Below are 21,700 nucleotides of genomic sequence, written 5' to 3'. Positions count from 1 at the left end.
CATGCCGCGCCTGGACTGTTCACCGCACGGTGACCGGGCATTAACAGAGCCGGGAAATCGGGTCCTGCCAGGCAGAACTCAGCCGCCGTCCACGTCGGCGGGCGCCCATCCCGACGACCGGTGCCTGCCCCCCTCGTCCGGCCGCCACGAGAAGGTCCGCGCGGGCGGCGGCGAGTCGGGGTCGGCGGCCCGGGCGTCGGCAACCCACCGCTCCTCGCGGGCGCGTCGGGCGGCCCGCCTGCCGGACGCCTGGCCGACGTCGGTGGGCTCGTGGTCGTCCGGGGCCCGGCGGCGACCGCCTTCGTTGGGCCGCACGGGCCCGGGCAGCGGCCTGCGGGCGGCCAGGGCGGCGTCGAGGGGGCTGGGCCGCTCGGGCTCGTCGGCCCAGTCCTGGGCGGGGTGGGTCTCCTGGAAGGCGGCCAGTGCCTCGGTGAGGAGGTTGGCGAGGTCGCTGGAGGAGCGCTCGCGCCTGCGGGGACGGGATTGGGTCGCGTCGGCCGGGGCGCCGTTCACCGGCGGTGGGGGCTCGGCTGCCGCCGTTTCGCTGGGGGTCGCTGGGGCCTGGGTGGCGGGTGCCGGGTCAGGGGCGGGTGGCGCCGGGTCGGGGGACGCGGGTGCCGGGTCGTCGGCCTGGTCCGCCGCGGGCAGGTCGTCGTCGGGGAGGGGGCGGCCCGCCCGGCGCAGCCACTCGGCCATCGCGGGGCTGGGCCGGGGGATGACGGCGGAGTCCGCACGGCGCACGGGGGTCGCCGGGGGCTCGGCGGGGTCCGATGCGGCCTGCTCGCTGACGGAGTCCTTCTCCCCGGAGGCTGTTCTGCCCGGGGTGTCCGGCGTGGGCAGATCCGGGAGCTGATTTCGCCGGTCCCCGGACACGGCTCTGCCGGCACGGGCCGCGGAGTCGCTGGCAGCCCGCTTGCCCGTGCGGCCGATCGAGCCGGGGGCGGACTCCCCGGACGCAAGCCTGCCCAGCCGACTGATGACGTCCGGCGCGGGCTCCCCGGACGCCCGTCTCCCCAACCGATCCGCGGCTTCCGGCGCAGCGGCGCGCCTGCCCGGGCGGTCGGCGGCGGGCTCGCCGGAGGCCAGCTTGCTCAGGCGGTCGAGAAGGCTCGCGGCGGAGGGCTTCTCGTCGGGGATCTCACTGGGGTTCGGGCGAACCGGCGGCACCTCGTTGGGGGCGGGCTCGACCGGGGGGATGCCGCCGGGATCGGGCCGGACGGGAACCTGGTCGGGGCCGGGTTCGATCGGAGGGATCTCCTCGGGCGCGGGCTCGACCGGGGGAACCTCGTCGGGCTCGGGATCGGCGGGCCTGGCGGCCTGGGCGGGGATGGCGGCCCCGACCGTGAGGTACGGGTCGAGGTCGTCGTCGGGGGCACGCCTGCGGCCACCACCCGCCGCGGTGATGCCGAACCGGCTGAGGACCTCGTGGGCATCCGACGGCGCCGCAGCACGCCGCTCGCGGCGGGACGGCCGGGGGATCGCGGGGCTGGCGCCGGGCGCGGACTCACCGTGGCGGCTGGCCGGCGTCGTGGATGGCGTGCTGCCGGTGGTGGGAGGGGCGCTGGTCGCGGACTCACCACGAAGGCCGGTCCGCGCCGCGGTGGCCCCAGGCTCGTCGCCGACGACCGGCGGCGTCGACTCGCCACGGCGGCCGGTCCGCGTGACGGCGGACCCCGACTCGTCGCCGAAGACCGTCGGCGTCGACTCGCCACGGCGGCCGGTCCGCGTGACGGCGGACTCGTCGCCGAAGACGGTGGGGGTGGCGGGCGTTGGCTCGCTGTGGGGGGTGGCGGCAGGCGCTGACTCGTCGCGGAGGGCCGTCGGCGTGCCTGTGGGGGCCGATTCGCTGCTGAGGAGGGTGGGCGAGGGCTCGCCGTGAAGGCCTGCGGCGGGGGCGGGTTCGCCGCGGAGGGCGGCGCGGGCGACGGTGAGGAGGCTGTCCAGGCCCCGGGCCACGCCTGCGGCCGCGTGGTTGGCGACGGCGGTGCGGACCGTGACGGGCCTGCCGACGACGTCGGCCAGCCAGGGGCCTCGGCCTGCCTGCTTGCGGATGATCGAGGCGAACTGCTCGGCGATGACGGTCGGGGTGCGCGGGAGCAGCACGGCGAACTCGCCGCGGTCGCAGCGGACCAGGTCGGTGCCGGTGGGGGCCAGGTCGCGGACGCGGGAGGCCAGGGCGTTGATCATGGCGTCGTCGCCGACCGGCAGGGCGGGCTCCTCCGGCTCGATGGCGTCCGGGTGGCCGATCGGCTCGGCCCTGACCAGGATCAGGGTGAAGCCGGGATCCTCGTCCCGCAGGTCCGGCGTGTCCGCCGACGCCGACGGATCACGGCCGTTGTCCGGTGCCTCATGCCGACCCACGGGTGACGTCTCCTTCTCCGGCTCACGCCCGGCGACACCCGGCTGGGCGCCTTCGACCGGGACGTGTCGACTCTCGACACGCGGCCCCACCACGCCCGCGTCCCGGTGGAACCCGAAGCGGGAGGCGGCGCTGTCCGGCCCCGGTCGCGGGTGCTCCTCCGGCTCGACACCCCGCGGGTGCGGCTCCCCGTCCCGCCACCGGGACTCGGGGCGCGCGGCGTCCGTCCTGCCCGCCTCCGGGACAACGATCTCATTCTGCGGCCTCTGCCCATGATCCACCGGACTCGGGTTGCCGGTCGGTGAGAGGGAATCGGCCGCGAGCGGTGACATCTCGGGCGCGGGCGAACCCGGATCCGGCGGACTGGCGTGCCGTGACCGTCGGGTCGGGGTTTCGTCGGAGTCGTGGGACGGGCTTGGTGTGGGTGCGCCCTGGTCGGCTTCACTGGTTGTCCGCGCGGATCGCCCCGCTGGGCCCGGGCTGTCGGTGGTGGAGGTCCAGGCGCCGGACAAAGGCATCCCCGCCGGGTCCGATGGTGCGGTTCGGGGCGGCGGGGGTTCGGGGTGGGGCGCTGCGGTGGTCGGTTGTCGGCCGTCGGAAGGCTGTGTCGGGGTATGGCGGCGGTGCTGGGCGGGGAGCGGGATGGTCGGGGCGTGGGGCCGGACGACCGTGTTCAGCAGGGTGGCGCCGCGGGTGGGGTCGCGTTCGGGGGCGAACTCGGCGGTGAGGATCCGGCGGGCCCGGCTGGCGGCGCGGTGGTGGCGGTGCTCGGCGGCGCGGGCCGAGCGGAGGGCGTGGAGGGCTTCGACCGGGCGGGCGGTGTTCTCCTCGGTGTTGGCGAGGAAGGTCCAGGCGTCGGCGAGGATGCTGTCGAGCCCGTGGCGCTGGGCGGTGTCGACGGTGTCCAGCAGCAGGGTGCGGCCGAGGTCGGTGCGGCCCGCCGGGATGTGGACGCGGGTGGCGATGGCCATGCGCAGACGGGCGACCGGCGGCGCGGTGGTCGCACGCACCGGCTCGGCGAGCAGGGGGGCGCAGGCGGTCACGGCGTCGTTGAGCGCGCCGTCGTCGAGCAGGGCGAGGGCCAGCTCGTAGACCAGGGAGGCCCGCACTGCGGATTGGTCCGGGTCGGTGCCGTCCGCGTGGCCGAGGATGGCGAGCCCTTCGTGCGCGGCGTCGGCGGCGGCCTCGGTGTCGCCGTAGCGGCGGTGGTAGGCGGCGGTGTTGGCGCAGACCAACGCGCGCTCTAGGCGGCGGCGGGCTGGAGAGAGGCCCTCGTCGGCCGCGAGCAGCCGGTCGGCCTCGGCGAACGCGTCCTCAACGTCATCCCGCCCTGCGACGTGGGACAGACACGCGGCAAGCTCGGCCATCGCCCGCGCGGAGACGGCAGGCGACACCCCCTCGGCGCTCACCACGGGCCGCAGGATCTCCGACCCCGCCAGCGGATCCCCGAGCGCGCGAGCACAGGCCGCCAACGCCGTCCGCAACACAACGCCGTCCTCTACTCGACCAGCGGTGACCACCGAGCGCAGCGCGGCCACACCCGGCTCCACCGCCTCCGCAGGCCGCCCCAGCCCAGCCAGCCCGACGGCGAGCAGGATCTGGGCATGGGTGCGCAACTCTCCCCACGCCCCCTGGCCGGCCGCCGCGCCCGTCTCGGAGCGATCGGCGGGGATGTGGTGGGCGAAGGTGCCGGAATGGACACCCGGGACGCCTGGTTCGGCCAGACGGCCGGACCCAGCCAGCCGACCGGGTTCGGAGGAACCACCGGGTTCAGCCAGACGGCCGAATTCAGCCAGGCCGCCGGGGTTGGCATGGCGCCCGGACTCAGCCAGCCGGTCCGGCTCAGCCGAACGACCGGGTGCGGCTAAGCGACCGGGCTCGGGCAGGAGACCGGTGAGGTCGGTTAAGGCGCCTGGGCGGTTGAGTGAGATGCCGGGCTCGCCGGTACCGAACCCGGGCTGAAGTGCCGAGGTGCCGAGACGGTGGAGTGGGGTGCTGGGCTCGCCGGTGGCGGATCCAGACTGAGGTGCCGGGGCGCCGGGGCGGTTCGAAGTGCCGGGCTCCCCGGTGGCAGCACCTGGCTGAGATGTCGAGGTGCCGGGACCGTGGAGTGACGTCCCGGGCTCACCGATACCCGACCCGGCCTGCGGTGCCAGGGCACTGGGCCGGTAGAGCGAAGTCCCGAAATCACCGATGCCGGAGCCAGCCTGCGGTGCCAGGACGCCCGGGTGGTGGAACGAAGGTTCGGACTCACCGATGCCGGAGCTGGCCTGGGAGGCCAGGACGCCTGGGTGGTGGAGCGAAAGGCCGGGCTCGCCGGGGGTGGAGACGGGTTGGGGTGCCAGGGGTTGGGATCCCGGGGCACCGGAGTGGTCGGCGGGTTGGGGTGCCGGGGCACCGGGGTGGTCGGCCGTGGTGGGGGCGACCGCCCCGGTGCCTTGGGGGGTTGCTCGGGTGAGGGCTTGGGCGGCTAGGTGGACTGCCAGTTCCGGGGCGCTCCAGCGGAGTCGGGCGGCGATGGCCAGGAGGGCCGCGCCGTCCGCCGCGGGGTCGTCGGTCCAGGCCGCCACGGTTGCCTGCCCGTCAGCCTCGGGTGAGCTTGCGGTAGGTGACCCGGTGCGGGCGGGCGGCCTCGGCGCCCATGCGGTCGATCTTGTTCTTCTCGTAGCCCTCGAAGTTGCCCTCGAACCAGAACCACTTCGCCGGGTTCTCCTCGGTGCCCTCCCACGCCAGGATGTGGGTGGCGACGCGGTCGAGGAACCAGCGGTCGTGGGAGATGACGACGGCGCAGCCGGGGAACTGCTCCAGGGCGTTCTCCAGCGAGCCGAGGGTCTCCACGTCCAGGTCGTTGGTGGGCTCGTCCAGCAGGATCAGGTTGCCGCCCTGCTTGAGCGTCAGCGCCAGGTTGAGCCGGTTGCGCTCGCCGCCGGACAGCACGCCCGCGGGCTTCTGCTGGTCCGGGCCCTTGAAGCCGAACGCGCTGACGTAGGCGCGCGAGGGCATCTCGACCTGGCCGACCTCGATGTAGTCCAGCCCGCCGGAGACGACCTCGAAGACGGTCTTCTTCGGGTCGATGCCCGCGCGGTTCTGGTCGACGTAGGAGAGCTTGACCGTCTCGCCGATCCGGACATCGCCAGCGTCCGGCTTCTCCAGCCCGACGATGGTCTTGAACAGCGTCGTCTTGCCGACGCCGTTGGGACCGATCACGCCGATGATGCCGTTGCGGGGCAGGCTGAACGACAGGTCGTCGATCAGCACCCGGTCGCCGAAGCCCTTGCGCAGGTGGTCGACCTCGACCACCACGCTGCCCAGGCGCGGGCCCGGCGGGATCTGGATCTCCTCGAAGTCGAGCTTGCGCGTGCGCTCGGCCTCGGCGGCCATCTCCTCGTACCGGTCGAGGCGGGCGCGGGACTTGGTCTGGCGGGCCTTGGCGTTGGACCGCACCCACTCCAGCTCGTCGCGCAGCCGCTTGGCCAGCTTGGCGTCCTTCTTGCCCTGGACCTCCAGCCGCTCGCGCTTCTTCTCCAGGTAGGTGGAGTAGTTGCCCTCGTACGGGTAGAGCCTGCCGCGGTCGATCTCCAGGATCCACTCGGCCAGGTTGTCGAGGAAGTACCGGTCGTGGGTCACGGCCAGCACGGCGCCCGCGTACTGCGCCAGGTGCTGCTCCAGCCAGAGCACGCTCTCGGCGTCGAGGTGGTTGGTGGGCTCGTCGAGCAGGAGCAGGTCGGGCTTGGACAGCAGCAGCTTGCACAGCGCCACCCGGCGGCGCTCACCGCCGGAGAGCTTGCTGACCTCGGCGTCCGGCGGCGGGCACCGCAGGGCGTCCATCGCCTGCTCCAGCTGGGAGTCCAGGTCCCACGCGTCGGCGTGGTCCAGCTCCTCCTGGAGCTTGCCCATCTCCTCCATCAGCTCGTCGGAGTAGTCGGTGGCCATCTGCTCGGCGATCTGGTTGAACCGGTCGAGCTTCTGCTTGGTCTCCCCGACGGCCTCCTCGACGTTGCCGAGGACCGTCTTCTCCTCGTTGAGCGGCGGCTCCTGCTGCAGGATGCCGACGGTGTAGCCAGGAGCCAGGAACGCATCGCCGTTGCCCGGTTGGTCGAGCCCCGCCATGATCTTGAGCACGCTGGACTTACCGGCGCCGTTGGGGCCGACGACCCCGATCTTCGCGCCGGGCAGGAAGGACAGGCTGACGTCATCAAGGATGACCTTGTCCCCGTGCGCCTTGCGCACCTTCCGCATGGTGTAGATGAACTCGGCCATGCCCGCGATCGTAGAGCGACGGGGCGGACGGCCTGACCGCGGCAGGGTGCTTTGCGCCGCCGAACGACTTCTGCGGACACCCGCACAACCATGGCGATCACCCGTTCAGGCGACCGCGGCGAGCGCGGCGTGCTCGGTCGCGGCCGATCGGACCACGTCATCGCACCTGCTCAGGTCCAGACCCAGGTGGTAGGCGTCGATCTGGACGTCGCGTTTGTCGGCGAGTTCGGTGGTCTGCCCGTAGATGCGCATCCGCCCGTGCACGATCACCGGGTCGTTGCGTTTGAGCGTGCTCAGCGCGTTCCTGCCGACCGTGCGCCAGCAGTGCACCGACACGAACATCACGTTCCCGTCGACCCAGTCGGCGATCTCCGCGTCGTACCGGCGTTCGGTGCTCACCAGCCGGAACCGCGCCCAGACCGTGCCGTCGCCGGTGCGGCGCTGCACCGGGTCGTCCACCAGCCTGCCCGCCAGGGTCACCAAGGTCTCGAACATCTGCCTCTCCCAGTCGTCGCCGGGCCCGCGTCGGGCCCGCTGAGACCAGGTTGGCCGGGCGGCGATCCCGCTCGCCACCGCGATCCGCGACCTGTGGATAACTACGGCTTCCGGTCCGCCATCTTCTTCAGCATCGCGTTGTACGCCTCGAGTTCGTCCGAATCGCCGGAATCGACGCGGCGGTCCGACCGCCGGGCCTCGCGGTCGTCGGCCCGCGCCCACTGCACGAGCAGCGCGATCAGCACGACCAGCAGGGGGATCTCCCCCGACGCCCACGCGATGCCGCCGCCGAGGCGCTGATCCGCCAGCAGGTCGGAGTTCCACGGCAGCGCGAGCCCCCGGTAGAACGCCTCCCCGATCACCGTCTGCATGCCCATGAGGACCACGCCGAAGAACGCGTGGAACGGCAGCGACGCGAACACCAGACCAAGCCTGCCCAGGTGCGGCAGCCTCCGCGGCGCCGGATCGACGCCGATCACCGGCCAGTAGAAGAGATAGCCGACGATCAGGAAGTGCGCGTTCATCGCCAGGTGCGCCCAGTGCTGCGGGAGCGCGGAGTCGAACAGCCCCGACAGGTACAGCCCGTAGAACGAGCCGATGAACAGCACCAGCGCCACCACGGGGTTGGTCAGCGCGCGCGAGACCGGCGAGTGGACCAGCGCGAGCAGCCACTCCCGGGGCCCTGGCGGGGCGTCGGAGCCCGCTGCCGGGAGGGCGCGCAGCGCCAGCGTCATCGGCGCGCCCAGGACCAGTAGGATCGGGGCCAGCATCGACAGCATCATGTGCGTCTGCATGTGGACGCTGAACATCGCCGGCGCGTACTTGCCGAAGCCCGACGACGTGGCGAACAGGATCACCAGGCAGCCCGCGAGCCAGGCGACCGTCCGCCCGACCGGCCACGCCACCCCCCGCGCCCGCAGCTTGCGCAGGCCGAGCAGGTACAGCCCGGCGAGGGCGAGCGCGAGCGTGCCGAAGATCAGGTCGAAGCGCCAGTCGAACAGCAGGGTGCTCACCGTCGGCGGCTCGCTGAGCGGGAAGCCGAGGGCCAGCTCGACGCGGTCGGGCACGACGATGGCCGACTCCGGCGGCGGCGTGCGGGCGAGCCCCGCGGCCAGGCCGAAGGTGACCAGCATCAGCAGGACCTCGCCAGCGGCCAGCCGCATCAGCGGTCCGCCCGCGCCCTTCTCGACGACGGCCTTCACGCCGCGTTCGCGCTGGAAGTAGCCGAACACGCCGAGCACGAGCAGCGCCGCGCCCTTCGCCACGACCAGCAGCCCGTACGTGCTGGTGAACAGGTCCGCCAGGGGCAGCCGGACCAGCGCGTTGATCACCCCGGACCCGGCCATGACGATCCAGCAGACCAGGGCGATCCTGGAGAACCGGGTCGCGGCGAGCGGCAGGTTCGCGCCCGCGCGCCTGCCGTGGGCCAGCAGCGCGATCAGCCCGCCGACCCACAGCGCGGCCGCGACCAGGTGCAGCAGCAGGCTGTTGGTGGCCATGTCGTGCGACCCGCCGCTCGACGAGTGCCCGGTGACCGCGACGGGCGTCATCCCGATCAGGGCGACGCCGAACAGCACGGTCGTCCAGCCCCAGGTCAGCACGAACCGGGTGCCCACGAAGACGAGCAGCGCGATGGCGGCGGTCAGCAGCCACGCCTGGGCCTGCGACAGCGCGCCGACCAGGGAGAGCAGGGTGTCCGCCGACAGGATGTCGAGGACGGGGCGGCCGACGGCGTCGGCGGCCAGGAACGGCGCGGACAGCAGCGCGCCGACGAACCACAGCAGCGCGCCGCCGCCCGCCCAGCGCAGCGCCCCGTAGCCGCCGACGTCGAGCACGCCGGACTTCTGCGGGGGCACGAGGAACGCGGCGAACAGCAGCGAGCCGATGGTGATCACGCTGCCGACCTCGGCGAGCACCCGGACGACGGTCAGGCCGTGCCGGGTGAAGGCGTCGGGGGTGGGCAGGCCGAGCAGGTCGTAGAGGCCGTCGCCGGAGAGCGAGACCAGGAGCGCGGCCAGGGTGGCGGCGAGCCCGATCCCGACGGCGATGAGTCCGACGACGCCGGTCGCACGCTGGGGCTTGTCCACTCTTGGCAGAGTAGTGCGCCGGTGATCGCGAGCCGAGAGCACGTGTTTCACACAGTGACGGCTTCCCGCTTGGCCGCCGCCCGCGCGGCGAGCGCCGTGGGGGCGATGGCGCAGGCGATCATGCCCGCCACGCCGAGGGCGACGGCCAGGTCCGACAGGTGCGCGATGCCGCCGACCAACGGCGGTCCGGCCAGGAACCCGCTGTAGGCGATGGTGGTGACGAAGCCCAGCTCGCGCTCGCCGCCGGTGCCGTCGGCGCGGCGCCCGGCGGCCGCGGCGAGGTCGAGCGCGACCGGGAACATGTACGCCAGACCGACGCCCGCCAGGGCGAATCCGGCGAAGGTCACCACGGCCGACGGCGCGAGCGCGGTCAGGATCAGCCCGCCGCCACCGACCAGCGCGCCGAAGACGAGCAGCCGCTCGGGCCCGAAGCGGCGCTGGGCCCGCTCGCCGAACAGCCGGGTGACGGCCATGGCGATGGAGAAGACGCCGTAGACGATCGCCGCGGACGCCTCGCTCATCCCCCGGTACTCGGCGGCGAACAGGGCCGACCAGTCGGCGCTGGCGCCCTCGGCGACCGCGGAGAACAGGGCGACGCCCGCGAGCAGCCAGAGCACCGGCCTGCGGAACGCGGCGGGCCCGGTGGAGGTGGTCACCGCCTCGGCGGGGCGGACCTCGTCGGACACCTGGCGCACGAAGACCGCGAGCGCGACCACGACCAGCCCGCTGACGATCAGCAGGTGCTGGAAGGGCGGGAGGCCCGCGAACGCGGCCACCGCCGCGCCGCTCGCGCCGAGCAGGCCGCCGAAGCTGAACGACGCGTGGAAGATCGGCATCATCGGGCGCTCGGTGGCCCGGATGACGGTCACCGCGGCGACGTTCATCGCCACGTCGAAGGTGCCGACGCAGGCGCCGAGCAGGACCAGCGCCAGGCCGAGGGCCAGCGGCGACGGGGCGAGCCCGAGCAGCGGGAGCGCGGCGGCGCTGGCCAGCGTCGAGAGGCCGAGCACCCGGCGCGCGCCGAAGGACGCCGTCAGCCTGCCGGTGACCGACGCGGCCGCGATCATGCCGACGCTGGCGCCGAGCAGCGAGAGCCCGAGCGCGCCCTCCTGGGCGCCGATCTGGGCGGCGAGCGCGGGCACGCGTGAGGCCCACGAGCCGAACACGACACCGTTCAGGGCGAAGAAGACGAGGACAGCGACCACGCGGCCATGCTAACTGAAGCGCTTCAGAGCGGTCGCGTGATTTAGCCGACCGTTAGGCTTGGGGGGTGGGACGGGAACGACGGCCGACCCTGGACACGGTGGCTCGCGAAGTGGGTGTGTCCAGGGCGACGGTGTCGAACGCCTACAACCGCCCTGATCAGCTCTCGGCGTCGCTGCGCGAGCGCATCATCATGACGGCGGCGGCGCTGGGGTACGCGGGGCCGGACCCGGTCGCGCGCAGCCTGGCCACGCGCAGCGGCGGCGCGGTGGCGGTGATGCTCGGCTCGCGGCTGTCCGCGGCGTTCTCCGACCCGGCGCTGTCGATCGTGCTGGACAGCCTCGCCGACACCCTGGACGTCGAGCGCTCCATGCTGCTGATGCCCGGCGTCGAGGGCGGCCCCCGACGCGAGAGCGTCGCGCGGGCGCACGCCGACGTCGCCGTCGCGTACTCCCTGCCAGACGAGTGCGCGGCCCTCGTCGAGGTCGAGCGGCGGGGGCTGCCGCTGGTGGTCATCGACCAGCCGGTGCTGCCCGGGTCCGCGATGGTGGACGTCGCCGACCGCGCGGGCGCCGCGCTGGCGGCGTCCCACGTGGTCGGGCTGGGCCACCGCGACGTGGGCGTGCTGGCGTTCGCCCTGCACGCGGACGGCGTGAGCGGCCCCCCGTCCGCCGAGCGCGTGGCGACCTCGCGGTACCGGGTGACGCGGGAGCGGATGGCGGGGTACGTGTCGGTGCTGGACGCGCCGCCGGTGTGGGAGACGCCCGGCTGCCTGCGCGACCACGGGCGCGAGGGCGCCCACTGGCTGCTGCGGCAGGTCCCGCGGCCCACAGCGCTGCTGTGCATGTCCGACGAACTGGCGCTGGGGGCGTTGCGCGCCGCACACGACCTGGGACTGCGCGTGCCCGAGGACCTCACCCTCGTGGGCTTCGACGACACCCCCGCCGCCCAGTGGGCCGATCCGCCGCTCACGACCGTCAGACAGGATCTTGTCGACAAGGGGCGCATAGCCGCTGAGCTGGCCATATCCCTGCTCGACGGCGCAAGACCCGGCCCCAGCCGGACCCTTCCGACCACGCTGGTGGAGCGGGCCTCGACCGCCCCCAGATGACGGTTTCGTCACCCAACCGGCTCGACGGAGAAACGGACGGGCCGCTTCCGGCGATCACACCCTTCGAGACGGCTACCCTCCAGCGACGGGGCAGTCGTCCCACGCCCCTGTAGCTCAGCGGATAGAGCAGGAGCCTTCTAAGCTCTTGGCCGCAGGTTCGAGTCCTGCCGGGGGCACCACGGACATCCCTCTCAAGCCCGGCCACCCGGGGAACGAAGTGATCAGGGCGAAGGCCCCAGCTGCACTAAGTGCGCTGGGACTTCTTCGTGATCACTCCCTTGCGCGAGCCGCAACCCTCGGTCGGCACCCCCGCTTGGTGCTCGCCCTTGGACAGCTCAGCGTGCTGCCCCCTCACCGGGTCGAACAGTTCCTCCACCCCTTGGAGCATCCTGCTGCTTGAGGGTGAGTAAGGACACACGGAATACCGCGATCTCCGCCTGATCGCCAAGACAGGAAGGTAATAGGATTTCGTCGCTTCACGCGGACGGTCATCGGAAAGAAGCAACTCGCGAAGCAACCCCCGTGGCCCGCCGGACGCGGCAACGAGCCCCGCCCCCGGTAAGCCACTGGTGTCGGAAGAACAGGGCTCGTCGACCCTGATACGCCAGAAAGACCTAGCCGCGTTCATTAAGCCCGCTCGGCCCTCCTGCCAAGTAGGCCGACGAGCAGGTACACCCTAACAAGATGCGGGTAAGGGCGGGTGGCTATCGGCCATACAGGCTTAACGCATCACACGGCGACCGCCATAGCCGCTGTGGCCCTGCCAGAGTTTGGCATTAACTACTAGCCGTTATAGTTTTTATGGACTGCACCACGCGCGTCACAGCAAGAGAACAGCGGCACACATGGAGAGCGCCCACGCATACCGCTGTCTCTACCCTAGCTACCTTCCTTTTGTCGCGTATCCACTCCTAAGCCTTCACTGTGTGGGAGTACGCATCGTTCTACCCTTAGGCGTCGTAGATGATGACAACCGACGAAGAGAATTCGGCCTCATCTGCTGGTTCGGTGGGAACGAGGCCCTCGTCCATGTCGGGAACCCGAACTGGCGCGTCCTCAGACTCGGAGGTCAGCCCGCAAGGCCCGCAGAACAGTGAGTAATGGAAGACAAAAGATACACGAGCTGTTCCGGGCCGACCCCCGGAGTAGACGGGAAAGACGCACTCGCCCCACAGGTCGTATTTCGTGTTGTCAGACCAACTTCCGGTGAAGCTGGAGTGCCACAGGTAGCTGACCGGGACATTCGGGTGGTAATCCCTGTAGACCTTGATCTGGTGGTGCCCCGCAGTACAGGTCATGTTGCCAGTCGCGATCGCCTGCAGGCTCGGCGCGATCTGCCAGGACCAAGCCAAGGGCACCGCATACCCAGGCTTTGTCCGCGCCTGAGCCGTGAATGTACCGCGACCATCGGTAGACTGGAAGTATGGGTTCGCGGTGGTAAACGTGTGATAAAACTGGCCGGAGGCGTTCGCGGGGGCGACCAAGGTGGCCACCATTACGAACGCGCCGACCACAGTTCCGACGAGCTTAAGAGCTCGATTCTTCATTAGGTCCCTCAGTGGTTATCCACGTCGCACGCAACTGGAATCCATCCTGGTCTGCTTGCTCAACGGTGAACCGAACCCGATCACCTTGCTTCAAGACCCGAAATCCCCCAGCTTCGACGACTCTGTGACTTGAGGAATCGATGCACGAGAAATGGGCCCATACTAGACGATCGAGGTCCGACGAGTGGATTACACCCCACCCCTCATCCTCGTGCCATTCTGCGACCACCCCAGTATAAGTCCTAGCATTATCGAGACTTGACATGCGAGAACTGTACACGATTCCTCCCCAGTGATTCGAACGTATTGCTGTTCGTGTCGCCTTGTCAACCCCGACGGGTGTTGGCGACTGTTAGGGTGGTGCGTACTAAATTTGCAAGCGGAGCGCAACACTGCAGCCCGCTTCGGCTGGTCTTAACAAGCACCGGGAAGGCCGTTTAAGTGCCCGTTGACGTTCACCAAGCCGGCCGCACATTGGCAACCGTAGCGATAACTGCAGGTGGCAGACGGGGCAAGCGTGATCGTGGCTCATCGCTTACCCGCCTTGGCCGGAGGAGGGTCGACCGCTAGACGCGATCGTGTCGGGCGTGGCGCGGCAGTTGCCTGCCGAGTTCGTAAGTGGTATTACTCCGACGAGGGTGACCGCCCCAGCTCGAAGTGGGCGCGAACGGTGCCGCCAGCCGCCAGAGCTGGGCTAACGTCTCATCGCTGACTTCGTAGCGGCTGTGAACGATACGCCCTGAGCGCGCTCTGCGTGTCGTGCGCACCGGGAGAGCATGCCTCGTATACGTCAGTTGGGGCGACGGAAGTCACGCGCCAGGCCGACCCCTAGATCTGACGATCTTTCGCTGCGGCCCGGCAGACGGTCTACCTTGGCAAGTTCGGGAGGGAGCCGTAGAGGGCACCGCACTCATAGTGGCTGGCTTTCGCGCCGTCCGCAGAAGTACCGCTAAGCCGAGAGATAGTAAGTTCGCGGTCGAACTCCCGTTGATCATTCGGCGTGTTCGTCGTTGGGGTATGCGGACGCGGTCTTTAGGGCGGGCGGTGGGTGGTGGATGGGTGCCCGAAAGTCCGGATGAACGGGCGTCCGTTCGCGTGGGGGGCGTCGTAGCTTGGCTGGGGCCAGGTGTTCGACTCTCCGATCGCGGATGGGTGGGGACCGATGGACGACGTGGTGGCTGGGGCGGTCCGGGTGGTGGGGATCGCGGACGTGGGTGAGGTTCGGCGGTGGTTCGAGGTCCTGTGCGCCGAGCCGGTGGGGGACGACTGGGACGCGTTCCGGGACGGGTTGCGGGAGCGGGCTGTCGGTGAGTCGGTTGACGAGTACGCGGTGGAGCGGTTCGTCGAGTACGTCACCTATGCAGGCGATCCAGGGTGGGTCGTGGCGCGGGTTCAGGAGTACGGGGACTCGCTGACGGACCTCTACCTCGAACTGGCGCGGGCCTCCGAGCGCGAGTGGGCGGACTTCCTCGCCGAGTGCGGGCCGGTCTGGAGTGGGCGCGAGGAGGACTGGGCGCAGTTCCGGGACTGGTTCCTGCACGAGGCGGGCGCGCGTGGGGTGGCGGAGCGGGCCGAGGGGTTCGTGGTGGAGGCCGAGGGCTCGGCGGACAAGGCCGAGGTGTTCCGGCGGCACGGGGTCGACGTCGCTGCCGACCCGGAGGCCTTCCCCGAGGTGCGGCTCGGGGACAGCGGCGAGTGGGTGGAATACCTCGACCGGCAGCTCAGGGCCCACGGGTACTAGGAGGACGCGATGGCGGAGATGTCACCGGAGCTGCAGGCCCGGCTCGCGGCCTTCCAGCTGGACAAGGGGCTGTCGGGGGACGGCGTGGCCGGGCCGAAGACGTGGGAGCTGCTGGCCAAGCCAGCGCCCCGGCAGGCCGAGGAGACGGTGGTGATCGACTTCGACGAGCACCCGGTGCTGCGCGACCTGCTCGTCCTCGACGGCACGGAGGACAGCGCGAAGGAGTTCCTCAAGCTCTACGGCATCGACGTGGACGCCTACCTCGCCGACCACGACGCGGTGATCGCCGCCTTGACGCCGCCGGAAACCGCCTGACCAGGAGGCCATGATGGGCAGCCCGTTGTCGAGTCCCGAAGGTTCGGCGATCGAGTCCCCGGGCCGCGGGGAAGAAGCGGCAGTCGGCGGAGCACCAGCGGTCGGAGGCGGCGGAGCCGTCCCGGCACCAGTCGACGGGGCAGCCGGAGCGGGAGGCGGCGGAGCACCGGCGGCGGGGGTGGGCGGGGCCGATGGAGGCCCGGTAGGCGGAGCTGGCGGAGAGCCAGCGGACGGAGCTGGCGGAGACCCGGCGGACGGAGCCGGTGGAGACCCAGCGGGCGGGGCTGGCGGAGGCCCAGCGGACGAAGCTGGCAGAGACCCCGCAGCCGCAGCCGGTGGAGGGCCAGCGGGCGGGGTTGGCGGAGGCCCAGCGGGCGGAGCCGGCGGAGGGCCTGCAGGCGGGGTGGTGGGAGCTGCTGGCGGCGGGGGTGGGCTGGACGCCGGGGAGCGGGCTCAGTTGGAGTATGACGTGCTGAAGGCCGTTCGGACGCAGAAGAAGGCGGCCGCGGTTGCGCTGGCGTCGGCGCTGGCGGCCGCGCTCCCGTTGGGTGGGGTGATCTACGCCTTCCGCGACGGGTTGCCGGAGACGCCGGTCGGGGCGGTTGCGGTGGGGCTGTTGGGGGTGGCGGCGCTGGCGCCCTGCACGGCGGCGTTCGTGGCGGGGGTTCTGGACTTCGAGCAGGCGTTGGTGCAGGAAGAGGCGGCCTGGGACAAGCTCGCCCTGGCCGCTGAGCGGGCCGGGGATGACGCGTGGACGCAGTACGCCAGGGCGTGTCAGGCGCGGACGGAGGTGATGCGGCGTCGGCTCGGGAAGCTGACCTGGCTGCTGCGGGTGCTGAACGACTTCCTCAAGGCCTGCCTCGCGTGCGCGCGGACGCCTGCGCGTCCGGCGGTGGGGCCGGACGCCGTCTAGAAACGCGCGGACACGCCGTCACGCCGGCTTGGTGATCCGCTCCGCGGGCCCCGATGGGATACACTGGCGATCGGGTTGGCTGCGCGTACGAACAGCGCGTTCTCAACCGAATCCCCCTCAACGGGAGCCACGGCGCCGATCACGCATCGGCATAGCCACTCATCGCGGTCTGTTCATGGTTTCGGCCGCTTTCGTGACAACCCCGGGAGCCGCGGGCACGCGGCGAGGCCGGGGAAGGACCAGCACATGACACAGACCGCGCAGGCAAGCGCACACGCACACGCTCTGGCCCAAGCACTCGCCGATTATGTCCGAGCGGTCGCCGACACGGTCGGCGTTCCCGCCGACGGGGTGAACTGGGAGGTCACGGACACGGTCACCGCGTATGTGGCGCTGAACTGCCGGTCGGCCGGGCATCCCGGCCGGGACGTCATGCTGGCCTGGGAGGAGTCCCAGGGGTGGGTGGTCTCGGTCGAGACCGCGCCCGCCGAGGCCCCGATCGTGCTGTCCCGGATGGGCGGCGACTCGGTGCCCGCGCCGGAGGCCGTCGCCCGGTTCGTCGCCGAATCCCTGGGGAAGGCGGCAGGCGACGCTGAGGCCGGGCCAGGGGCCATCCCCGCAGCCCGGACGGACCGCGGCGACCTCGCCGCGCGCCTGCACCGCCGCACCCGCTGACAGTCCATTGCGCATCAACGACGAAGAGGAATCCATGACAGCCGAGAAGAACCCCGTGCCGCCCGTCGTGTTCAGCCACCTGGCGACGGAGAGCACCACGCAGCAGGCGGCCAAGCCCGAGGCCACCCCGGTCCCCTGCTTCAAGCACGCGGCCAGCCGTTGACCACCGGATACCCGCCGGTCGTGTTCCGCGCCTGGCGCGCGGAGGACGCGGCCGCCGCGCTGGCCGTCTACGGCGTCGACCACAGCCCCGAACTGGAGCGCGTGGCCGACATCGCGGGCATGCGCGCGCTGCTGCGGCAGTGGGAGTCCGAGGAGCGCCCGCCGCCCACCGGCCGCTGGGCGATCCAGCGCGACGGCCGCGTCGTCGGCGGCGCCGTCGTGCTGCCCCTGCCGCCGGGCAACGAGGACCTGGAGATCGGCTGGCACCCGCACCCGGACGTCCGCGGCGACGACGAGCTCGCTGGCGAGGTGACCTTCGCCCTCGCGACGTGGGCGTTCCGTCACGACATCGACGAGGTGTTCACCGTGGTCCGTCCCGAGGACGGCCGGGAAGCCCCGGCCATCCGCGGCAACGGCATGTCCTGGGTCGGCGAGACGCGCAAGTACTTCGACCGGGACCTTCGCGTGTTCCGGCTGCGCGCCGCCGACCTCGACCGCCTCGCCCCCGAGGGGCAGCGGCCCCCGGCCTAGCCGGGGCTCAGAGGACGCGCACGCCCATGGCCTGCGGCCCCTTGCGGCCCGTGCCGACCTCGAACTCCACCGCCTGGTCGTCCGGGAGGCCCTGGAAGTCGTAGCCCTCGATCTGGGAGTGGTGCACGAACAGGTCCTCCCCGCCCTCGGCCGGGGAGATGAACCCGAAGCCCTTGCTGCCGCTGAACCACTTCACGGTTCCCTGAGTCATCGGCTGTGTCCTCCTGTGGTGCGGAATGGATCGATCAGGCCCAGCATGCGCAGCAGTTCGTCGCAGTCGCCCGCATCGAGGGAATGGCCCGCCACGGTCTTGGCGGCCTGGGCGCGAACGCCCGCCTCGGCCTGGCAGGCGGCTGCCCGCGCCTCGGCGAAGGCGAGCGGAGCGGTGCCCCGGGACAGGGCGGACCGCTTGACGCGGCTCACGGGACTCTCCGCCGCGCAGCGGCGGTGGAAGGGGGCTGATCGTGGGAAAGCGGGCTATGGTCCGGCGACAAGCCGGTGCTCCCGTCCCCGGCCGGAGAACCACCTGGCCGGACTGGATTGGGACACCGCGCAGGCCGGGTGCCGAGAGCTGATGTCCCAACCCGGCCGACTGTACCCCAAGGGCGGGGCCCGCGGTCGGGCGCGACGCGATCAGGCGGGCCGGGCGACGACGAAGCCGCCGAAGTCCCAGATGGGGACCGGCCGCTCGCCGAGGTGCCGGGCGCGGGCCTCGGGGATGGTCAGGTCCTCGGCCACGCGCAGCCCGAGGCGGGCCAGGTACTCGGCGGTGCGGCCCTCGGGGATGCCGGAGCGCCACGGCTCGCCCCTGGTGGCGACCCAGCGGGCGACGGTGAGCGCGTTCTCGTTGGTCGAGGTGCCGTCCAGCACTTCCTGCCAGCAGTAGTCGAACACGATGGCGCTGTCCCGGTGCTGCGTCGCCATCCAGCGCAGCGTGAGTTCGACGCCGTCCGGCGTCAGGTACGGCGCGACACCGGACCAGATGACCACCGTGCGGGCCGTCGGCGAGAAACCCTTGTCCGCCAACGCCTCAGCGAGATCCTGGTGGTTGAGGTCGACGGTCACGAAGCGCACGTTGGCGGGGATCTCGGCGACCACGGCGCGCAGGCGCTCGCGCTTGCGCGCGGACGTGTCCGGGTGGTCGACCTCGTAGACCGTTGTCGCCGCAAGGGTTTCCGCCATGCGGTACGCGCGGGAGTCGAAGCCCGCGCCGAGGATGACGACCTGCGCCGCGCCGTCGGCCACCTCGTCGCGCAGCACCTGGTCCATGTGCCGGGTGCGCACGACCTCGAACCACAGCGCGCCCGGCCACGCCCTGCGGAGGGCGCGGACCAGCAGCGAGCGGACGACGGGCACCTTGACCAGCGCGCCCGCCCGCGCCGACCACGGGATGAACCGGGCGGCCATGGTGTCCGGGCCGCGCAGCCCCCGATCGGGGACGAGGGCGCCAGCGGCGCGCAGCAGCGTCGCCGCCTCGGCGGTGGAGTCGGCAACGTGACCGGCCATGGTCCCCCCTCAGGCAGGCACTTCACCCGGTGCGCGGATGCCGAGATCAGTGTAGAGATCACGGGCGGCATCGGCGTGGCGGCGCTCCTCGTCGGCGTAGCGCAGCGCGCGGTACACGCCCGCGAGGCCCTGGTGCGCGCGGGCCTGCTCGAAGCGGTCGCCGACGGTCTCGGCCAGCGCCAGCGCGCGGCGGTGGTAGCCGATGGCCTGGTCGTACCCGGTGGTCGGGAGTTCGCCGAGCCCGTTCAGCGCGCGGATCTCGACGTTGCGGTTGCCGGTCTGCTTGGCCGTGGTGAGCGCGCGGCGCTGGTAGTCGGCGGCCGTGGCGTGGTCGCCGATGCGGCGGTGGACGTCGCCGAGGCCGTTGAGCGCGAAGCCCTCCGCGCTGCGGTTCCCGGTCTCCTCCGCCAGGCTCAGCGCCTTGCCCAGCCAGGACAGCGCCTGCCCGTGCTCGCCGAGTCTGTTGTGGACGTCGCCGAGACCGCGCAGCGCGTACGCCTCCAGGATCCGGTCGCCGCTGTCGAGGGCGACGGTCATCATCCTGGTGAACACCGCGTGCGCCTCGGCGTGCTGTTCGAGCCTGCAGTGCACGAGCCCCAGCGCGTGCAGCGCGCGTCCTTCCAGGGCCAGGTTGCCGGTCTCCCTGGCGACCGCCACGGCGGCGCGGCAGTGCGTGATGGCCTCCCGGTAGCGGCCCAGCCACCAGCCGACGTAGCCGAGGCTGGCCAGGGTCTCGGCCTCCAGCAGGCGGTCACCGGCAGCGCGGGCGGCGGTGAGGGCGTGGGCGTGCAGCGCCAGCGCGTCGTTCTGCTTGCCGGAGACGTGGAAGTAGCGCCACAGGGTGGACGAGAGGTGGCAGGCGTGCCGGTGCCAGCCATCGGCGGCCGCGGCGTCGGCGACGGCCACCAGGTTCGCGTTCTCCGCGCGCAGCCAGCGCAGGGCGGCCTGGTACTCGGTCAGCGCCGGGCGCGGGGTGTCGTACGGGGGCAGGCTGGGCCGGTGCGGCTTCTCGGTGGGCGCCAGGGTGTCCATGGCCGCGGACGCGGTGTGCAGGTAGAAGTCGAACAGCCTGGTCAGGGCGCCGCGGCGGTCGTCGCCCGCGGCGGACTCCGCGGCGTAGGAGCGCAGCAGGTCGTGGAACCGGAACCGGCCGACCAGCGGCTCCTGCAGCAGGTGGGCGTCGACCAGCTCGTCCAGGACCGCCGTGGTCTCCTCGGGCCGGTGCCCGGCGAGCGCGGCGGCGGCGTAGAGGTCGATGTCGGGGCCGGGGATGAGGCCGAGCAGCCGGAACAGCCGCTGCGCGCGCTGGCTCAGGTGCCGGTAGGACAGGGCGAACGCGGCGGCGACGCCGGTCGGTAACTCGCCGAGCCGGGCGGCCAGGTGCGCCACGGTCCAGGAGGGGCGGTGCCGCAGGCGGGACGCGGCGATGCGGATCGCCAGCGGCAGGTACCCGCAGCGGCGCAGGACCTCGTCGACGGCGTCGGGCTCCGCGCCCACCCGCTCGTGGCCGACGACGCCCGCGAACAGCGCGCGGGCGTCCTGGGGCGGGAGCACGTCGAGCGACACCAGGCACACGTTGTCGAGGCTGGTGAGCCGCTGCCTGCTGGTGACCAGGGCGAGGCTGGCCGAGCGCCCCGGTAGCAGCGAGCGGATCTGCTCGGCGTCGGCGGCGTTGTCCAGCACGATGACGGCCCGCAGCCGGGCCAGCTCCGCCCGCCACAGCGCGGCGCGGTCCTCCACGTCGTCGGGGACGCGCTCGCCGGGCACGCCGATGGCCCGCAGCAGCTTGTCCAGCGCCACCTGCGGCGGGAGCGGGTCGCGGCCCGGGGTGTGCGCGTGCAGGTCGATGAACAGCTGGGCGTCCGGGTAGCGGTCCATCAGGCGGTACGCGGTGTGCACGGCCAGTGCCGTCTTGCCGACGCCCGCCATGCCGTCGATCGCCGAGATGGCGACCGCGCCGCCGCCGCCCGCCGCGTCGAGCAGCCGTCGGAGCTCCGCCTCGCGGCCGGTGAAGTGCGTGGCGTCGGCGGGCAGGTCGCAGCGCGCGGGCACGGGCGCTGGCCGGTCGTCGGCCAGGATCCGGGCGTGCAGGCCGCGCAGCCGGGGGCCGGGATCGATGCCCAGCTCCTCGGCCAGCGCCCTGCGGACGGTCTCGTAGACGGTCAGCGCCTCGGCGTGCGCGCCGTCGCGCAGGTGGGCGGTCATGAGCTGGGCGGCGAAGCGCTCCCGCAGCGGGTGCTCGGCCACCAGCGCGGTCAGCTCCCGGACCAGGCCGGGCGCGCCCAGCGCCAGCTCCAGCTCGACGCACTCCTCCATGGCGACCAGCCGCTGCTCGGTCAGCCCGGCGACCTGCGCGGCGAGCGCGGGCACGGCGACGTCGGCCAGCGCGGGCCCCCGCCACTGCGCCAGCGCCGCGCGGTACTCCCCCGCCGCGTCGGCGTCGCGGCCCTCGGAAGCGTGCGCGCGGGCGCGGGCCAGGTGCTCGGCGAACGCGCCGACGTCGGTCTCCACGGCCAGCCGGTACCCGGTCGGCGTGGGCGGGACCGCGGCGGTCGCGGCGAGCAGTCGGCGCAGGTCGGAGACGGTGTTGCGGATCTGCTTGGCGGCCGTCGCAGGCGGGTCGGCCTGCCACACCGCGTCGATGAGCCGGTCGAGCGAGACGGGCTGCCCGGCCGCCAGCGCGAGCGCGGCCAGCACCTTGCGCGAGCGCGCCGCGCTGACCGGAACCTCCCGCTCGCCCGCCACCACCTGCAGCGGCCCGAGGACGCGGACCCGCACCTGGAGCCTCCCCCGCG

The 21,700-nt window shown here is 72.4% G+C and carries 19 protein-coding genes and 1 tRNA gene; 9 read left to right on the top strand and 11 right to left on the bottom strand.

Translation table 11 applies throughout. From position 1 onward, the window contains the following. Nucleotides 1-78 precede the first annotated feature (78 nt). The 5 genes from Actkin_RS06555 to Actkin_RS06535 form a co-directional block, all read right to left on the bottom strand. Nucleotides 79-3,975, bottom strand: a complete 3,897-nt coding sequence (locus Actkin_RS06555) for a hypothetical protein (protein WP_258906378.1) — start codon at nt 3,973-3,975, stop codon at nt 79-81. Nucleotides 3,976-4,942: 967 nt separating this feature from the next. Then, nucleotides 4,943-6,619 carry an energy-dependent translational throttle protein EttA gene (gene ettA, locus Actkin_RS06550; RefSeq protein WP_189212182.1) on the bottom strand — a complete coding sequence of 559 codons (1,677 nt, stop codon included), beginning with the start codon at nt 6,617-6,619 and terminating at the stop codon, nt 4,943-4,945. A gap of 105 nt (nt 6,620-6,724) precedes the next feature. After that, entirely contained in the window at nt 6,725-7,114 is a 390-nt protein-coding gene (locus Actkin_RS06545) for a single-stranded DNA-binding protein (protein ID WP_258906377.1), read from the bottom strand. A gap of 101 nt (nt 7,115-7,215) precedes the next feature. Next, nucleotides 7,216-9,201, bottom strand: coding sequence for a bifunctional copper resistance protein CopD/cytochrome c oxidase assembly protein (locus Actkin_RS06540; protein ID WP_258906376.1), 1,986 nt, complete (start codon nt 9,199-9,201; stop codon nt 7,216-7,218). Nucleotides 9,202-9,248: 47 nt separating this feature from the next. After that, nucleotides 9,249-10,406, bottom strand: coding sequence for an MFS transporter (locus tag Actkin_RS06535; protein WP_258906375.1), 1,158 nt, complete (start codon nt 10,404-10,406; stop codon nt 9,249-9,251). Nucleotides 10,407-10,495: 89 nt separating this feature from the next. Between Actkin_RS06535 and Actkin_RS06530 the strand changes: the two genes are divergently transcribed. After that, nucleotides 10,496-11,515: a LacI family DNA-binding transcriptional regulator gene (locus tag Actkin_RS06530; RefSeq protein WP_258907868.1), complete on the top strand. Its 1,020-nt coding sequence runs from the start codon at nt 10,496-10,498 to the stop codon at nt 11,513-11,515. Between the two features lie 103 nt (nt 11,516-11,618). After that, nucleotides 11,619-11,694 (top strand) — tRNA-Arg (locus Actkin_RS06525). A gap of 771 nt (nt 11,695-12,465) precedes the next feature. Here Actkin_RS06525 and Actkin_RS06520 read toward each other — a convergent pair. Then, complete coding sequence (locus tag Actkin_RS06520) at nt 12,466-13,029, bottom strand: hypothetical protein (RefSeq protein WP_258906374.1); 564 nt, start codon at nt 13,027-13,029, stop codon at nt 12,466-12,468. A gap of 13 nt (nt 13,030-13,042) precedes the next feature. After that, entirely contained in the window at nt 13,043-13,327 is a 285-nt protein-coding gene (locus Actkin_RS06515; protein ID WP_258906373.1) for a cold-shock protein, read from the bottom strand. A gap of 897 nt (nt 13,328-14,224) precedes the next feature. Here Actkin_RS06515 and Actkin_RS06510 point away from each other — a divergent pair. From Actkin_RS06510 to Actkin_RS06480, 7 genes are all read left to right on the top strand, one after another. Further along, nucleotides 14,225-14,803: a hypothetical protein gene (locus Actkin_RS06510; RefSeq protein ID WP_258906372.1), complete on the top strand. Its 579-nt coding sequence runs from the start codon at nt 14,225-14,227 to the stop codon at nt 14,801-14,803. A 9-nt stretch (nt 14,804-14,812) separates the two neighbouring features. Further along, nucleotides 14,813-15,118 carry a peptidoglycan-binding domain-containing protein gene (locus Actkin_RS06505; protein WP_258906370.1) on the top strand — a complete coding sequence of 102 codons (306 nt, stop codon included), beginning with the start codon at nt 14,813-14,815 and terminating at the stop codon, nt 15,116-15,118. A gap of 263 nt (nt 15,119-15,381) precedes the next feature. Then, nucleotides 15,382-15,594, top strand: coding sequence for a hypothetical protein (locus Actkin_RS06500; protein WP_258906369.1), 213 nt, complete (start codon nt 15,382-15,384; stop codon nt 15,592-15,594). Continuing rightward, entirely contained in the window at nt 15,588-16,031 is a 444-nt protein-coding gene (locus Actkin_RS06495; protein ID WP_189212188.1) for a hypothetical protein, read from the top strand. The genes Actkin_RS06500 and Actkin_RS06495 overlap by 7 nt, the downstream gene beginning before the upstream one ends. A gap of 246 nt (nt 16,032-16,277) precedes the next feature. Then, nucleotides 16,278-16,706: a DUF6292 family protein gene (locus tag Actkin_RS06490; protein WP_189212189.1), complete on the top strand. Its 429-nt coding sequence runs from the start codon at nt 16,278-16,280 to the stop codon at nt 16,704-16,706. Between the two features lie 34 nt (nt 16,707-16,740). After that, the gene (locus Actkin_RS06485) at nt 16,741-16,869 is read left to right on the top strand and encodes a hypothetical protein (protein ID WP_258906368.1); all 129 of its coding nucleotides are present in this window, start codon (nt 16,741-16,743) and stop codon (nt 16,867-16,869) included. After that, entirely contained in the window at nt 16,866-17,399 is a 534-nt protein-coding gene (locus Actkin_RS06480) for a GNAT family N-acetyltransferase (RefSeq protein WP_229787101.1), read from the top strand. The genes Actkin_RS06485 and Actkin_RS06480 overlap by 4 nt, the downstream gene beginning before the upstream one ends. A 7-nt stretch (nt 17,400-17,406) precedes the next feature. On the opposite strand, the gene Actkin_RS06475 is transcribed toward Actkin_RS06480, so the two are convergent. From Actkin_RS06475 to Actkin_RS06460, 4 genes are all read right to left on the bottom strand, one after another. Beyond that, a complete protein-coding gene (locus Actkin_RS06475) occupies nt 17,407-17,610 on the bottom strand; it encodes a cold-shock protein (protein ID WP_189212190.1) in 204 nt (67 codons plus the stop codon). Continuing rightward, the gene (locus Actkin_RS06470) at nt 17,607-17,822 is read right to left on the bottom strand and encodes a hypothetical protein (protein ID WP_229787102.1); all 216 of its coding nucleotides are present in this window, start codon (nt 17,820-17,822) and stop codon (nt 17,607-17,609) included. The genes Actkin_RS06475 and Actkin_RS06470 overlap by 4 nt, the downstream gene beginning before the upstream one ends. A 210-nt stretch (nt 17,823-18,032) precedes the next feature. After that, nucleotides 18,033-18,905: a class I SAM-dependent methyltransferase gene (locus tag Actkin_RS06465; RefSeq protein WP_258906366.1), complete on the bottom strand. Its 873-nt coding sequence runs from the start codon at nt 18,903-18,905 to the stop codon at nt 18,033-18,035. A 9-nt stretch (nt 18,906-18,914) separates the two neighbouring features. Beyond that, nucleotides 18,915-21,683 carry an AfsR/SARP family transcriptional regulator gene (locus Actkin_RS06460; RefSeq protein WP_258906365.1) on the bottom strand — a complete coding sequence of 923 codons (2,769 nt, stop codon included), beginning with the start codon at nt 21,681-21,683 and terminating at the stop codon, nt 18,915-18,917. Nucleotides 21,684-21,700: the final 17 nt, after the last annotated feature.

The organism is Actinokineospora sp. UTMC 2448, assembly GCF_024760565.1.
In the GTDB taxonomy this organism is placed as follows: Bacteria; Actinomycetota; Actinomycetes; order Mycobacteriales; family Pseudonocardiaceae; genus Actinokineospora; species Actinokineospora fastidiosa.
This window is presented reverse-complemented; position numbering and strand designations above follow the sequence as displayed.